Here is a 13,751-nt window from a genome sequence, read left to right as displayed (position 1 = left end):
CCTTCCCGCATGGGCGGGATCAGTAGGGCAGGATCGAACCCATGGCGAAATTGGGCTATCCGTTCACCTTGGGGGTGGCGTCAGGAGAGCCGTTATCCGACGGCGTGATCCTGTGGACCCGTCTGGCCCCCGAGCCGCTGCATCCGACACAGCCCGGCGGCATGCCCAACCGGGCGATGACCGTACGGTGGGAGCTCGCCGAGGACGAGGCGTTCACGAAGGTGATCCAGTCGGGCACCGCGCCCGCGCAGCCCGACTGGGCGCACAGCGTGCACGTACGGGTGACCGGGCTGCGGCCCGGGGCCGACTACTTCTACCGCTTCTCCATCGAGGGCCACGTCAGCCCGGTGGGCCGCACCAGGACGGCGCCCGGCCCGGACTCGACCGCCCCCGTCCGGTTCTGTTTCGTCTCCTGCCAGCGCTACGAGCACGGCTACTTCACGGCGCTGCGCCACCTCGCCGCCGAGCGGCCCGATCTGGTCCTCCACCTCGGCGACTACATCTACGAGTACGGCAAGCCGAAGAACCCCAAGCCGGGCCGCTGGGTGCGCCCGCTCGAGTCGACGGCCGAGTGCACGACGCTCGGCGCCTACCGCGACCGCTACGCCCGCTACAAGATGGACCCGGACCTGCAGGCCGCCCACGCCGCCGCGCCGTGGGTCGCGATCCCCGACGACCACGAGGTCCGCGACAACTGGGCGGGCGCGCTGCCCGGTGACGGCGGCAGCCCCGCCGCCTTCCTCAAGCGCAGGGCCGCCGCGTTCAAGGCGTACTACGAGCACCAGCCGCTGCGCGTCCATCCGTCCGGCTCCGGCATGCAGAACTACCGCTGGCGGCCGTACGGCCGGGTGGCCGACTTCCTGCTCGCCGACACGCGGCAGTATCGCGAGGGGCGCGACATGCTCGGCGCCGAGCAGGAGAAGTGGCTGAAAGACCGGCTGCACGGATCGACGGCCCGGTGGAAGGTGCTCGCGCAGGCGGTGTTCTTCTCCCAGCGGAAGTTCCCGCTCGAACCCGTCAGCGCCGACGCCTGGGACGGCTACCCCGACTCGCGCGCCCGCGTGCTCGCCGCCGCCCCCGACGGGCTGGTCGTGCTGAGCGGCGACGTGCACAGCGCGTACGCCTGCGACGTGCGCGCCGACTGGGCGGACCCGGCCTCCCGCGCCCTCGGGGTCGAGTTCGTCGGGCCGTCGGTGACGAGCATGCCGGGCGTCACCGACGCGAGCGCGATCCTCGACCTGAACCCGCACATCGCGTTCTTCGACAGCCGCCACGGCTACGTGTCCTGCGTGGCGGACATGGAGAACTTCCGCGCGGACTACCGGGCCGTGGCCTTCGTGGACCGTCCCGGCGCGCCGCTGACGACGATCGCCGGCTTCGAGGTGAAGGAGAACAAGCTCCACCGCACCGACGTGTGATCGGGAAACAGGCGACAACCCAGGCCTGCCCTCTAGCAAATAGGAAACTTTCCTATTAGATTGCGGGGCATGCCTGAGCGATGCCCTGCGGGCGCAGCATGAAGCGAAGCCCTGACCTGCTCCGTCTGGCCGGCACGGTCCTGTTGCCCGGCTTCACCGGGACCACCGCCCCCGACTGGGTGCGGCGGCGGCTCGCCGGCGGGCTCGCCGGTGTGGTGCTGTTCTCCCGGAACGTCGACACCCCGGCCCAGCTCGCCGCACTCACCTCGGCCCTGCGCGCGGAGAATCCCGAGATCCTGATCGGCATCGACGAGGAGGCCGGGGAGGTGACGAGGCTTGAGGCCCGCACGGGCAGCTCGCGCCCGGGCAACTACGCCCTGGGCGTCGTGGACGACGTGGGCCTGACCGAGCGGGTGGCCCGCGACATCGGGCGGGACCTGCGGGCGGCGGGGGTGAACATCGACTTCGCCCCGGCCGCAGACGTCAACTCCAACCCGAACAATCCGGTCATCGGTCTGCGGTCGTTCGGCGCCGATCCGCGGCTCGTCGCGCGGCACACGGCCGCGTGGATCCGCGGCCTGCAGTCCACCGGCGTGGCGGCCTGCGCCAAGCACTTCCCCGGGCACGGGGACACGTCGGTCGACTCCCACCACGGCGTCCCGCGTGTGACGGCCTCCCGGGAGGAGCTGGCCGAGGTCGAGCTGGAGCCGTTCCGGGTGGCCATCGACGAGGGCGTGCGCTCGATCATGACCGGCCACCTGCTGGTCACGGCGTACGACGAGGAGCTGCCGGCGACGCTCAGCCCCCGCGTCCTCACCGGCCTGCTGCGGGAGGAGCTAGGCTTCGACGGCCTGATCGTCACCGACGGCATCGAGATGGCCGCCGTCTCGGGCCGGTACGGCCTGGGCGGCGCGAGCGCGATGGCCGTGGCGGCGGGGGCCGACGCGGTCTGCGTGGGCGGGGAGAACGCCGACGAGGCGACCCACGAGTACATCCGCGACGCCGTCGCGGACGCGGTGACCGAGGGCAGGCTGTCGGAGGAGCGGCTCGCGGAGGCGGCCGCGCGGGTGCGCGCCCTGACCGCCTGGCAGGCGCAGGCCCCGCCCATGGACGACCGCCAGGACGAGATCGGGCTGGTCGCCGCCCGCCGGGCCGTACGCGTGACCCGGCGCGGGGCCGGCGTGCTGCCGCTGGCCGCCGCCCCGCACGTGGTGGAGCTGGCGCCGGAGACCAACCTCGCGATCGACAAGGACATGCCGTGGGGCGCGGGGGAGCCGCTGGGCAAGCTGCTGCCCGGCACCACGGTCGCCCGGCTGCGGCGGCAGGACGTCCACAACGGCGTCGCCGGCACGGTGCTGAGCCAGGCCGCCGACCGGCCGCTCGTCATCGTGGTGCGGGACGCCCACCGGCACCCCTGGCAGACCGACCTGCTGGAGCGCCTGCTGGCCGCCCGGCCGGACGGCGTCGTGGTCGAGATGGGGCTGCCGGGCCGTACGGACCTGGGGGCGGCGCACATCGCCACGCACGGCGCCGCGCGAGTCTGCGGTCAGGCGGCGGCGGAGGTGCTGGCCGGCCTCGTCTGACATTGCCCATAGCATTGGTCACTGCTGACATGCGGATGGGAGCGTCATGAAGGTCGCCTACGTCACCACGGACCATCCGGCCGCCGAGCACGACGACGAGCGGGAGATCGCCCTCGCCGCCTGGCTCGGGGCCGGCATCGAGGGCTCGCCGGTGAACTGGCGCGACCCCCGCGTCGACTGGTCGGAGTTCGACGCGGCGGTCGTCCGCTCCGCCTGGGACTACATCGACCGCCGTGACGAGTTCGTCGCGTGGGCTCACCGGGTGGAGTCGGTGACGCGGCTGTTCAACCCGGCGCCGGTGATCGAGTGGAACACCGACAAGACCTACCTGCGCACGCTCGGTGTGCCCACCGTCCCCACGCACTGGGCCGAACCCGGGACGGACCTGCCCGAATGGGATGAGTACGTGGTCAAGCCCGCCGTCTCCGCGGGGGCCCGCGACACCATGCGCACCACGGACCGGGACGCCGCCGCGGGCCACGCGGCGACGCTGCTCGCCGCGGGCCGCACGGTCATGGTGCAGCCGTACATCCCGTCCGTCGAGCAGGAGGGGGAGCTGTCGCTGGTGTACTTCGGCGGCCAGTTCAGCCACGCCGTACGGCGGCACCCGATGCTCACCGGGGTGGCCGAGACCGCGGAGAACCGCGCCACGCTGCGCGACCCGGACGACGACCAGTTCGCCCTCGCCGAGCGGGTCCTGGCCGCCGTGCCGGCGAACCTGCTGTACGCCCGGGTGGACCTGGTGCGGATGCCGGACGGCGAGCCGGTCCTGATCGAGCTGGAGCTCACCGAGCCCTACCTGTTCCTCCGGGACGAACTGGCCGCGCCCGACCTGTTCGCCGAGACCCTCGCCGAGATGCTCAAGGGCTGAGATTGTCTAGGGGCTGAGCGGGCGGGCCCGCTCGGCGGCGGCGAGCGCCAGCCGCACGGCCTCGGCCGGGCCGGTGGCGGCCACCGGACCGGGCACGGAACGGCCCTCGGCGTCGAGGACCCGCCAGCCCCCGAGGGTGATCACCGGCGTGCCGCCCCGCTGGGCGAGCGCCAGCTCCGAGAGCGTGCCCCAGGAGCCGCCCACGACGACGACCGCGTCGGCGGCCCGCACGATCAGCGCGTTGCGGGCCTCGCCCAGGCCGGTGGGAAGGGCCACGGTGAGGTCCGGGCTCGCCCCGGCGCGGTCCCGGCCCGACAGGACGCCGACCACGACGCCTCCGGCCTCCCGCGCGCCCGCCGCCGCGGCGGCCATCACCCCGCCGTACCCGCCGCACAGCACGACCGCGCCGCGCTCGGCCAGCAGGCGGCCCACGTCGCGGGCCGCCTCGGCGTCCTGCGGGGTGCACTCGCCCGGCCCGCACACCGCCACCTGCCACATGCGCACAAGGCTAGGCGGAGATGCCGCCGTCCACCGGGATCACGGCGCCGGTCAGGTAGGACCCGGCGCGTGAGGCCAGGAAGACGGCCGCGCCCGCCATGTCGTCGGGCCTGCCGATGCGGCCGAGCGGGACGTTGCTCTCGATCGCGCCGCGCATCTGGGGATCGTCGAGCGCGAAGGCCATCATCTTCGACTCGAACGGCCCTGGCGCGATCGCGTTGACCGTGATCGACTCCCGGGCGAGCTGGCGCGCCAGATGCCGGGTCAGCATGTGGACGCCCGCCTTGGCCGCCGAGTACGCGTAGTTCTCCATGAACGGCACCCGGAGCCCGTCGATCGACCCGATGTTGATCACGCGTGCCGGGTCGTCGGGCGACGCGGCGGCGCGCAGCAGCGGCAGGAGGCGGCGGGTGAGGAAGAAGACGCCCTTGACGTTGATGTCCCAGAGCTTGTCGAAGGCGTGCTCCGGATACTCCTCGAGCGGCGCGCCCCAGCTCGCCCCCGCGTTGTTGACGAGCACGTCGAGCCGGCTCTCCCGCTCCGACACCGCCTGCGCCAGCGCCTCGACGCCGTCGGGGGTGGACAGGTCCGCCTGTACGGCGTGGCAGCCCAGCTCGGCGGCCGTGGCCTCCAGCTCGTCCTTCTTCCGTGAGGAGATGTAGACGGTGGCGCCCGCGTCGAGGAACCCCCGCGCGATCATCTTCCCGATGCCCCGGGACCCGCCCGTGACGACGACCGTCTTGCCTTCCACCGAGAACAGAGTCATGCGGGCAGCATACCGACCGGTCGGTTCCGCGTCAGGCACGTCACGCCTGGAAGCTCCCGTAGGCTCCGCGGAAGAACACCAGCGGGCCGCCGTCGTCGTGCCGGTCGAGCCCCGTGACCCGGGCGACGACGATCACGTGGTCGCCGGCCGGATGCTCCTTGTCCACCGTGCAGTCGATCCAGGCGAGCGCGCCGTCCAGCACGGGTGCGCCGCCGGGGGACAGGGCCCACGGAAGGCCGCCGAACTTGTCCCCGCCCTTCGCGGCGAGCCGATCGCACACCTGTCGCTGGTGGTCGGCGAGCACGTTGACGCACAGGGTCGTCGCGGCCTTGAGGCGCGGCCAGCTCGTGCTGGTCTGCGAGACGCAGAACGACACCAGCGGTGGATCGAGGCTCACGGACGTGAAGGAGTTGACGGCCAGGCCGCACGGCTCCCCGGTCTCCGGGTCGATCGCGGTGACGGCCACGACGCCGGCGGCGTACCTGCCGAGGACGTTCCTGAAGTGCTGGGGATTGACGGCCGGAATCCTCCTGGCGCCGTCATGGCCGACCCTCCGGGCCACAGGAATGCTCATCGCGCACGTGCCTCCTCGGTCGCCTCCCCATGAAGTCAAGGAGGGCCGGAGTCGATGCATTCCCTGTGTGTGGTTAACGGTGGCGCGTCCTGGCGGGCGTGGGGGACCCGCCAGGACGCGCTCCGCCCCGGCGCGAGACCTCGACCCCGGCGAGGGTTGGGGTCGAGATCTCGTTCAATCGCACGGAGTCCATGGGGAGCGGCCGTCCTCGATTGGCCGCTCCGGCGTGCGGTGGTACCGCGTGCTCGGGCATGTCACGCCGTTCCCGCACAAGGCGGTCATGTCGGTGGATACCGACAGCTCTGACATGTCGTTCCCGTCGCTCTGATAGGTCTGGGCTCTGGCAGGTCTGGGCTCGCGCCAGGGCGACTTCGGCGTTCCCGCACCGACCGCCCTCACGGGCCCACCTCCATTGGATGGATTTGTACCAACGTTTGGATAATGCGCGGCTGGGTGGGCTCTGGTCAAGGGGTTGTTTCCCGGTAGACCGAGATCCTCTAGATTTGTTGGAACAAAAGGGTGGATTGAGGAAAGATGGCACGATCGTCGCTCTACCAGCAGGTGGCCGCCGAGGTACGCAGGGCCATCTACGCGGGCGAACTCGCGCCGGGCGACCAGATCCCGACCGAGGCCGACCTCATGGAGGCGCACGGCGTCAGCCGCAACACCGTAAGGCTGGCCCTGGGCGAGCTGGAGAACGAGGGTCTCATCCTGCGGATGCGCCGGCGTGGAACGTTCGTACGCGAGCGCCGTCCCCTCCTCATGCGCCCCCAGGACGAGTTCCTCCCGTACGACCAGGAGGGGCGGCGGTTCGACACGTTCGTCCATGCGGTCCGCTCCGAGGGCCGTACGGCGGACCAGAGGATCGAGGTCTCGATCGTCGAGCCGCCCGAGGACGTGACCACCCGCCTCGCCCTCGCTGACGGCGCCCTGGCCGTCGTGCGCCGCCGGCTGCGCTTCGTGGACGGCCAGCCGTACAACACGCTGGACTCGTACTTCCCCCTGGAGATCGTGGGGGGCTCCGAGATCGCCCGGCCCGGCGACATCACGCGCGGGGCCAACCGGGTGCTTGAGGAGCTGGGCCATCTCCAGGTCCGCGTGATCGACGACCTGTCGGCCCGCATGCCGACCTCTGACGAGTCGTCGCGGCTCCAGCTGGAGCCCGGCACTCCGGTCGTCGTCCACACCCGGGTCGGCTACGACGCCGACGACACGCCCGTCCGCGTCGCCGTGTCCGTGCTGCCCGCCGACAAGCATCTGATCCGATACGAGCTGGAACGTCATTGACGAGGCCCGGACGCCCCTTGGCCTGAGCGGGCGTCCCCGGCCGCCGGGCCCTCCTCCGGAGGGCCGCTCCCGCGATTCCCATCCTGACCCCGGCAGGGGACCGCGCCGCACCCGCGCGCCCTAGCCGGGTCCGCCGTCTCCGGACGGACGCTGCACGGCATCATGCCGTCACTCTCAGTGATCAAACCGCCGCCGTCGGCACGAAAGGAATCAGGCATGCCCGCGAACACCCTGGATCTTGTTACGGAACTCACGCTGCGTCGCGCCACCCCGGCCGATCTGCAGGGGGTCCTCGCCCTGCTGGCGCGCACCGCCGGATGGCTGAACGGTCTCGGCGTACGGCAGTGGCCCGCCGGCGGCTTTCCCGCCGAGCGCATCGAACCGCTGATCGGCGCGGGCGTCATGTACCTCCTGGACGCCGGCTCCCAGGTGCCGGCCGCCACGATCGCCGTGGACGACCATGCCGACCCGGAGTTCTGGACCCCCGCCGACCGCCCCGGGGACGCGCTCTACGTCCACAAGCTCGCCGTGAGCAGGACCTACTCGGGCCGGGGCCTGGGGGACACGCTGCTCGACTGGGCCGCCCTGCGGGCCGCCGCTCACGACCGGCCGTACCTGCGGCTGGACTGCGCCAAGGACAACGCCCGCCTGCAGTCGTACTACCGGAAGGCGGGTTTCCGGCACGTCCGCACCGTCGACCTGCCGCACCGCGCCTCCGGCGCGCTGTTCGAGCGGGACGCCAGCGCCGCGATCCCGGCCGCGTTGTCCTATCGCCGCACGCCGGCGGTGCCGGCCCAGCGCTCGGGACATGCGGCGCAATCCTGGAGGGTTCTTGACATCACTGCACACAATGAGTTGATCGAGTGCTGAACAGGGCGGACGCCGTGAGGCGCCGCAAAGGGACCGGATACTGTTCACTTCATGACGGGATCCCTCCTTGAAGTGATCGCGCTCGACGTGCGTGACGCCGTGGCCGCCGAGGAGGGCGGAGCGGATCGCCTGGAGATCGTGTCCGACATGGACTCGGACGGGCTCACCCCCTCGGCGGACCTCGTCGCGGCGATCTCGCGCGAGTGCGGGCTGCCGCAGATGGTCATGCTCCGCTGCAACGCCGGGTTCACCGTGACCCCGGAGGAGCTCGACCGGCTGCGCGGCCACGTCAAGGAACTCGCCGAGGCCGGCGCGGCGGGCTTCGTCTTCGGCTTCCTGACCGAGGACGGGTCGGTCGACAGGGAGGCGACGGACGCGCTGATCCACGCGGTCTCGCCGCTGCCCTGGACCTTCCACCGCGCCGTGGACCACGCCGCCGACGTGCGGGCCGCCTGGCGCGCCGTACGGCTGCTGCCGAACCTGGCGACCGTCCTCACGTCCGGTTCGCCCGAGGGCGTCGGCAGCGGCCTCGGCGTGTTACGCGCGCGGGCCGAGGCGGGGGACGCCTCGCTCGTGCTCGCCGGCGGCGGGCTGCGCGAGGAGCACGTGCCGGTGCTGCTCGACTACGGCGTCCGCGCCTTCCACGTGGGCAGCGCCGTGCGGGGCTCGTGGCGCGAGCCGGTCGACCCGGACCGCGTCCGGCGCTGGCGCCGCATCGTCGACCGGCTGTGACCGCGCGGTTGTGACCGAGCAGCTCAGGCGCGGCGGCGGGCGACCAGGACGGCGTCGCGGATGGTGACCTCGCCGCCCTCCGGGTCCACCGCCGTGCGCGGCCGGGCCTCGGCCGCCGTGACCTCCCACTCGGCCGGATCGAGCGATGCCGCGACCTCCTCGGCGGTGAACATCATCTGCGGGAAGTGCATCCGCCGGACCTTGGTCAGCAGGTCCGACGGGTGGTGCCCGACGATCAGCAGGGTGCCGCCAGGAGCCACCGCGGCGGCCAGCCGGGCGAACAGCGTCCGCCTGGCCTCGCGCGGCAGGTGCATGTACTGCGCCGACACCAGGTCGTACGCGCCCTCGGGAAGGGCGTGGTCGCGCAGGTCCGCGCGCACCCACTCGGTGCGGTCCGCGACGTCCGCGCCCGCCTCGGCGGCGTGGGCGGCGGCCCGCTCCAGCGCCGTGGCGGAGATGTCGGTTCCCGTCACCCGCCAGCCTCTCGCGGCGAGCCAGACGGCGTCGGCGCCCTCGCCGCTTCCGACGTCGAGGGCCCGGCCCGGGGGCAGCTGCGCGGCCTCGGCCACAAGCTGCGGGTTCGGGCGGCCGCTCCAGACCGCCGTCCGGGAGCGGTAGCGCTCCTCCCAGGTCGCCTCCTCGAACAGCGTGCGCACCTCGTCCCGGTAGGCGTCGACGGCCTCCCGGGTCTCCTCGGCGATGAGATCCATGTTGATCGCCGCGCCGGCGGCCAGGCCCGCCGCGGCGGACGCGATCACCACGGCGCGCACGTCCGTCACGTTCCCCGCCACCCAGACACCGGGCACGGCGGTCGTCCCGGTCGGCTCCGCGGCGATCCGGGTGCCCGCCACGTGACCGCCGAGCTCCACCTCGACCGGCTTGAGCCCGAGCGATTCCAGCACCCCGGACCGGGCGGTGAGCGGCGCGCCGACGACGAGCGCGTCGAGCGCGACGACCTCGCCGGAGGCCAGCCGAACCCCGGTGAGCGCGTCGCCGGTCACCTCGATCCCCGTGACCGAGCCGTCCGCGACGGGGATCCGGCGCGCGGCGAGCCGCTCGGCATCCTCCTCGGACGGCGCGGGGCAGTGGTGGGCCAGGAACACCACGTCCTCGCTCCACTGCCGCCACAGAAGGGCCTGCTCGACGGCGAGCGGCCCGGTGGCCAGCACGCCGATGCGCCGGTCGCGGACCTCCCACCCGTGGCAGTACGGGCAGTGCAGCACGTCGCGGCCCCAGCGCTCGGCCAGGCCCGGCACGTCGGGCAACTCGTCCACGGCCCCGGTCGCCACCAGCAGGCGGCGGGCCCGGACGGCACGGCCGTCGTCCAGCGTCACGAGGAAGTCGTCGCCCTCCCGCGTCGCGGCCTCGGCCCGCCCGGCGACGACCTCGCCGCCGTACCTGATCACTTCCTCGCGCCCGGCCGCTCGCAACTCGGCGGGCGGCGTGCCGTCCCGGCCGAGGTAGTTGTGCATGTGCGCGGCCAGCGCGTTGCGCGGCTCTCCCGCGTCCACCACCAGCACCGACCGCCGGGCCCGCGCCAGCGCCAGGGCGCCGCTGAGCCCCGCGGGGCCGCCGCCCACCACGACCACGTCGTACTTCTTCTTCTCGTCCACCCCGTGCCTCCTGCGTCGACGTCTGCTTCAGATGTCTGCTGTCGAACAGTGCGGCACGGGCGGCGAGAGCGGCAAGGAACCTTGCCGATACGGCAAACCTCAGCAGAGGGCGCGGTCGGCCCGGGCCAGGGCGGCGACCAGAGTCCTGATCGTCGCGGGCTCGTCCAGCACGCCCCCCGCGGCCTCGCGCCGTTCCTGCCAGGCGCGCACCCGGTCGGCGTACTTCTCGTAGCAGGCGAGGTGGAAGGCGTACACGGTCGTGAAGCGGCTGACGAGGTGCGAGGGGTGCATGTCCCAGCCCTGGTAGAAGCCGTGCGCCAGCGAGTGCGACACCAGCGCCGAGTGCCTGCGCAGCAGGGCGTGCACGTCGGCCGCCGTGTCCGAGGCCGGGGCCGCGGCCAGTGAGCCGTCCGACAGCTCCACCCCCGTCCCCGACAGCGCCGTCTGCATGACGTGCCGCGCGTGGTCGCAGGCCGGGTGGTCGAGCCGCTGCTCGCCCGGCGGCAGCCCGAGCGCGGCCGTGTAGTCGAACACTCCGAAGTGGGCCGCCGCCAGCCGCCCGCCCAGCGAGGGCACCAGGTCGGCCGACCGCTGGAGCATGAGCACGGTCTGCGGGGCCTCCACCTGCATCTCGAAGCGCAGCGTGCCTGAGGGCAGGTGCAACGCGCGCTCCAGCGCCTCCAGGCAGCCGGCGAACTGGCGCAGGTAGTCTTCCATGAGGATCTTGGGGAAGGTCACCGTGAACCCGTCCGGAAGCCTGCCGGCCCGCCGCACGACCCCGGTGAGGAACCCGTCGAGCGTGCGCACCGAGCGCAGGGGGTCGCCGTCGGCGAACGACTTCACCCGCAGCCCCCACCTGCGGGGCAGCGTGCCCGCCTCGTGCATCGCGGCCACGGCCGCCGCCGCCGACTCGGCGTGCCGGTCCTCCTCCTCGGGGGAGCGCCCGCCGTATCCGTCCTCGAAGTCGACGCGCAGGTCCTCGATCGGCTCGGCGTGCAGCTTCCGGCGTACCCGGTCGTGCACGGGCTGGGCCAGCTCGGGGTCGAGCTCGAACAGCGCGGCCACCTCGGCGGGGGTGAACAGGAACCGGTGGAGGAGGTCGGTCGCGGCGTGCCGCCACTGCTGGACGATCTCCGCCGTCACCCGGTCCGCGGGCACGTACACGGTGTGCACCGGCTGCCACGCGGGTTCCCGTACGGGAAACCGGGCGAGCTGCTCGCGATGGGTGCCGGCGAAGCCGTCGAGCACCCCGTCCACGCCGGTCAGCGTCGTCTCCATGGGGACGATCCTCGCAGAGTCCCGCCACGGTGAGGTCAATCACGCAACGTCGCTGCGTGACCACGAAGCGTTGGCTATCCTTTTCCTCGAACAGCCGATCGAACAGGTGAGCGAAAAAGAAACGGCCCCCTCTCGGGGGCCGTAGAGCCCGGGGACGTAGCCGCGGGCGCGGTGACTCCATGTTAGGAGATGATGGCGGTGAGCGACAACCCCGTTCCCCAAGTCGTGCGTGTCGGGGTCTACGTCGACGGGTTCAATCTTTACTACGGGCTGCGCTCCCTGCGGGGGCGGCGCTATCTCTGGCTCGATCTACGGGCGCTGGCCCTTCGGCTGCTGAGGACCGGGCAGACGCTGACCGCCGTCCGCTACTTCACCGCTCCCGTCCGAGGCGACGCTCGTGCCCTCGCCCGCCAGCAGACCTATCAGGCGGCCCTGGAGACCCTGGGGGTCGAGGTGGTGCTCGGGCGTTTCCAGGAGCAGCGGGCCTCCTGCCGGGCCTGCGGCGTCTCCTGGCGGACCTACGAGGAGAAGCAGTCCGACGTCGCCCTGGCCGCCGCCATGGTCGGCGACGTCGCGCTCGACCTGGTCGACACGGTGCTGCTGCTGTCGGCGGACTCCGACCTGTGCGCGGCCATCGAGGCGGTGCGCGAGGTGGACGCACGGCGCGGCGGCAAGACCCGGGTCGTCACCGTCTTCCCGCCCGGCAGGCGCTCGGACGGCCTGCGCCTCGCGAGCGACGCCTGGTTTCCCCTCGGCGAGGCGCTCATCCGGCAGTCGCAGCTGCCCGGCTTCGTGCCCGGCCGCGACGGCGCGCGCTACCACCGGCCGGCCCACTGGTCCTGACCGGGACAGCCGTCAGGACGCGCCCCCCGGCCGGGCGAGCCGGCCGCACGCGCCCAGCATCGCGTCCCTGCCCACCAGCTTCACCCGCTCGCCCCTGCTCAGGCTGCCGGCCAGCGAGGCCTCCGCGGCCTCGATCGCGAGCCAGTCCTCGTACGTCACCGGGCTCAGCCCGCGCGCGGCGAGCAGGTCGTCCAGCCGGGCGGTCGCGGTTCCCGGCACCGCTTCGGCGAGCAGCGTGCGCACGGTCTCGGCGGCGTCGGACTTGTTGGTCCCGATCACCCCCGTCGGCCCCCGCTTGAGCCAGCCCGCGACGTACTGCCGGTCCGCCGCCTTGCCGGCGACGTTCGGCACCGTCATCGACCCCGGGTCGAACGGCACCCCGGGCAGCGCCACGCTCTGGTAGCCCACCGAGCGCATCACCATGTCCGCCGGGATCGTCTCGAAGTCGCCGGTCCCGACGACCTGCCCGTTCTCCAGCCGGGTCCGCTCCAGCCGCACGCCCTCGACCCGGGACACGCCGAGGATCTCCACGGGACGCAGCCAGAAGCGCACCTCCAGGCGGCGGGGCCGGTCGGCCGCCTTGCGCTCCGACCACGACCGCAGCACGTCCACATTGCCCCTGACCTGCCGCGACAGCGTCGTCAGGTCGGCGACCGCGATCTCGTCGGGGAAGGTGAGGACGTCGGCGTTCAGCAGCTCGCCGAGCTCGCGCAGCTCCTTCAGGGTGAACTTCGCGTGCTCGGGGCCGCGCCTGCCGACCATGTGGATGCGCTTCACCTTGGAGGCGGCCAGCCGGTCGAGCACCTCCTCGGGCACGTCGGTGCCGCGCAGCTCGTCGGCCGTCTTGGCCATGATCCGCACCACGTCCACGGCGACGTTGCCGACGCCGATGACGACGACCTCCTCCGCGTCGAGGGAGAAGGCGTCCGGCGGTACGTCGGGATGGCCGCAGTACCAGTTGACGAAGTCGGTCGCCGCGACGCTGCCCGGCAGGTCCTCGCCCGGGACGCCGAGGTGCCTGTCGACCATCGCCCCTGTGCAGTAGACGACGGCGTCGTAGCAGGACAGCAGGTCGTCCACCGAGAGGTCCGCGCCCAGCTCGACGCCGCCCAGGAAGCGCACCCCCGGAGTCTCCAGCACCCTTCGCAGGTAGCCGGCGATCGACTTGATCGACGTGTGGTCGGGGGCCACGCCGTACCGGACGAGCCCGTACGGCGTCGGCAGGCGTTCGAGGACGTCCACCTCGACGGGGTCGTGCGACTGTTTGACCAGTGCCTCGGCCGTGTAGATGCCGGCCGGGCCCGACCCGACGATCGCGACGCGCAGTGTCACCATGGCCTCCAGCAGCGGCGTCTTCAGCGGCGATTCTTCACCATAGGAGGGCGTGCGGCCAGGACCACAGGGAAACCGGCCGCGGC

At 72.8% G+C, this 13,751-nt stretch carries 13 protein-coding genes; 7 read left to right on the top strand and 6 right to left on the bottom strand.

The window, feature by feature from the left end; all coding sequences use genetic code 11:
* Positions 1 to 41 precede the first annotated feature (41 nt).
* The 3 genes from QSK36_RS16950 (at position 42) to QSK36_RS16940 (ending at position 3,872) form a co-directional block, all read left to right on the top strand.
* Positions 42 to 1,418 carry an alkaline phosphatase D family protein gene (locus QSK36_RS16950; protein ID WP_285783047.1) on the top strand — a complete coding sequence of 459 codons (1,377 nt, stop codon included), beginning with the start codon at positions 42 to 44 and terminating at the stop codon, positions 1,416 to 1,418.
* Between the two features lie 98 nt (positions 1,419 to 1,516).
* Positions 1,517 to 3,001, top strand: a complete 1,485-nt coding sequence (locus QSK36_RS16945) for a glycoside hydrolase family 3 protein (RefSeq protein WP_285783046.1) — start codon at positions 1,517 to 1,519, stop codon at positions 2,999 to 3,001.
* 46 nt (positions 3,002 to 3,047) lie between these two features.
* Entirely contained in the window at positions 3,048 to 3,872 is an 825-nt protein-coding gene (locus QSK36_RS16940) for an ATP-grasp domain-containing protein (protein ID WP_285783045.1), read from the top strand.
* 6 nt (positions 3,873 to 3,878) lie between these two features.
* Here QSK36_RS16940 and QSK36_RS16935 read toward each other — a convergent pair whose 3' ends face one another.
* From QSK36_RS16935 to QSK36_RS16925, 3 genes are read right to left on the bottom strand one after another with little or no spacing between them, the layout of a single operon-like run.
* On the bottom strand, positions 3,879 to 4,370 hold the full coding sequence (locus QSK36_RS16935; RefSeq protein ID WP_183535676.1) for a TIGR00725 family protein: 492 nt from the start codon (positions 4,368 to 4,370) through the stop codon (positions 3,879 to 3,881).
* Between the two features lie 10 nt (positions 4,371 to 4,380).
* Positions 4,381 to 5,136, bottom strand: a complete 756-nt coding sequence (locus QSK36_RS16930) for an SDR family oxidoreductase (protein ID WP_183535677.1) — start codon at positions 5,134 to 5,136, stop codon at positions 4,381 to 4,383.
* A 40-nt stretch (positions 5,137 to 5,176) separates the two neighbouring features.
* Positions 5,177 to 5,710: a flavin reductase family protein gene (locus tag QSK36_RS16925; protein WP_183535679.1), complete on the bottom strand. Its 534-nt coding sequence runs from the start codon at positions 5,708 to 5,710 to the stop codon at positions 5,177 to 5,179.
* A 534-nt stretch (positions 5,711 to 6,244) separates the two neighbouring features.
* Between QSK36_RS16925 and QSK36_RS16920 the strand changes: the two genes are divergently transcribed.
* The 3 genes from QSK36_RS16920 to QSK36_RS16910 all read left to right on the top strand — a co-directional run bounded on the left by QSK36_RS16920 (position 6,245) and on the right by QSK36_RS16910 (position 8,599).
* Positions 6,245 to 6,997, top strand: coding sequence for a GntR family transcriptional regulator (locus QSK36_RS16920; RefSeq protein ID WP_139576048.1), 753 nt, complete (start codon positions 6,245 to 6,247; stop codon positions 6,995 to 6,997).
* Between the two features lie 216 nt (positions 6,998 to 7,213).
* A complete protein-coding gene (locus QSK36_RS16915; protein WP_285783044.1) occupies positions 7,214 to 7,867 on the top strand; it encodes a GNAT family N-acetyltransferase in 654 nt (217 codons plus the stop codon).
* 51 nt (positions 7,868 to 7,918) lie between these two features.
* Entirely contained in the window at positions 7,919 to 8,599 is a 681-nt protein-coding gene (locus QSK36_RS16910; protein WP_285783043.1) for a copper homeostasis protein CutC, read from the top strand.
* Between the two features lie 23 nt (positions 8,600 to 8,622).
* Here QSK36_RS16910 and QSK36_RS16905 read toward each other — a convergent pair whose 3' ends face one another.
* Together QSK36_RS16905 and QSK36_RS16900 are read right to left on the bottom strand one after the other, a co-directional pair.
* Entirely contained in the window at positions 8,623 to 10,212 is a 1,590-nt protein-coding gene (locus tag QSK36_RS16905; RefSeq protein ID WP_285783042.1) for an FAD-dependent oxidoreductase, read from the bottom strand.
* Between the two features lie 99 nt (positions 10,213 to 10,311).
* Positions 10,312 to 11,490, bottom strand: coding sequence for a DUF6986 family protein (locus QSK36_RS16900; protein ID WP_285783041.1), 1,179 nt, complete (start codon positions 11,488 to 11,490; stop codon positions 10,312 to 10,314).
* 198 nt (positions 11,491 to 11,688) lie between these two features.
* On the opposite strand from QSK36_RS16900, the gene QSK36_RS16895 reads away from it, so the two are divergent.
* A complete protein-coding gene (locus tag QSK36_RS16895) occupies positions 11,689 to 12,333 on the top strand; it encodes an NYN domain-containing protein (RefSeq protein WP_285783040.1) in 645 nt (214 codons plus the stop codon).
* A gap of 12 nt (positions 12,334 to 12,345) precedes the next feature.
* On the opposite strand, the gene QSK36_RS16890 is transcribed toward QSK36_RS16895, so the two are convergent.
* Positions 12,346 to 13,668 (bottom strand): FAD-dependent oxidoreductase, encoded by a 1,323-nt coding sequence (locus tag QSK36_RS16890; protein WP_285783039.1) that lies wholly within the window; start codon positions 13,666 to 13,668, stop codon positions 12,346 to 12,348.
* Positions 13,669 to 13,751: the final 83 nt, after the last annotated feature.

Source organism: Microbispora sp. NBRC 16548 (assembly GCF_030268985.1).
GTDB lineage: Bacteria > Actinomycetota > Actinomycetes > Streptosporangiales > Streptosporangiaceae > Microbispora > Microbispora catharanthi.
The sequence above is the reverse complement of the archived record's forward strand: the minus strand, read 5'-3'. Positions and strand labels throughout refer to the sequence as shown.

What these genes read in the sequence shown, in the direction of transcription:
- QSK36_RS16920 (WP_139576048.1), top strand. Translation starts at nt 6,245, where the DNA reads ATGGCACGATCGTCGCTCTACCAGCAGGTGGCCGCCGAGGTACGCAGG.
- QSK36_RS16935 (WP_183535676.1), bottom strand. Translation starts at nt 4,370, where the DNA reads ATGTGGCAGGTGGCGGTGTGCGGGCCGGGCGAGTGCACCCCGCAGGAC.
- QSK36_RS16950 (WP_285783047.1), top strand. Translation starts at nt 42, where the DNA reads ATGGCGAAATTGGGCTATCCGTTCACCTTGGGGGTGGCGTCAGGAGAG.
- QSK36_RS16910 (WP_285783043.1), top strand. Translation starts at nt 7,919, where the DNA reads ATGACGGGATCCCTCCTTGAAGTGATCGCGCTCGACGTGCGTGACGCC.
- QSK36_RS16930 (WP_183535677.1), bottom strand. Translation starts at nt 5,136, where the DNA reads ATGACTCTGTTCTCGGTGGAAGGCAAGACGGTCGTCGTCACGGGCGGG.
- QSK36_RS16940 (WP_285783045.1), top strand. Translation starts at nt 3,048, where the DNA reads ATGAAGGTCGCCTACGTCACCACGGACCATCCGGCCGCCGAGCACGAC.
- QSK36_RS16925 (WP_183535679.1), bottom strand. Translation starts at nt 5,710, where the DNA reads ATGAGCATTCCTGTGGCCCGGAGGGTCGGCCATGACGGCGCCAGGAGG.
- QSK36_RS16890 (WP_285783039.1), bottom strand. Translation starts at nt 13,668, where the DNA reads ATGGTGACACTGCGCGTCGCGATCGTCGGGTCGGGCCCGGCCGGCATC.
- QSK36_RS16945 (WP_285783046.1), top strand. Translation starts at nt 1,517, where the DNA reads ATGAAGCGAAGCCCTGACCTGCTCCGTCTGGCCGGCACGGTCCTGTTG.
- QSK36_RS16900 (WP_285783041.1), bottom strand. Translation starts at nt 11,490, where the DNA reads ATGGAGACGACGCTGACCGGCGTGGACGGGGTGCTCGACGGCTTCGCC.
- QSK36_RS16915 (WP_285783044.1), top strand. Translation starts at nt 7,214, where the DNA reads ATGCCCGCGAACACCCTGGATCTTGTTACGGAACTCACGCTGCGTCGC.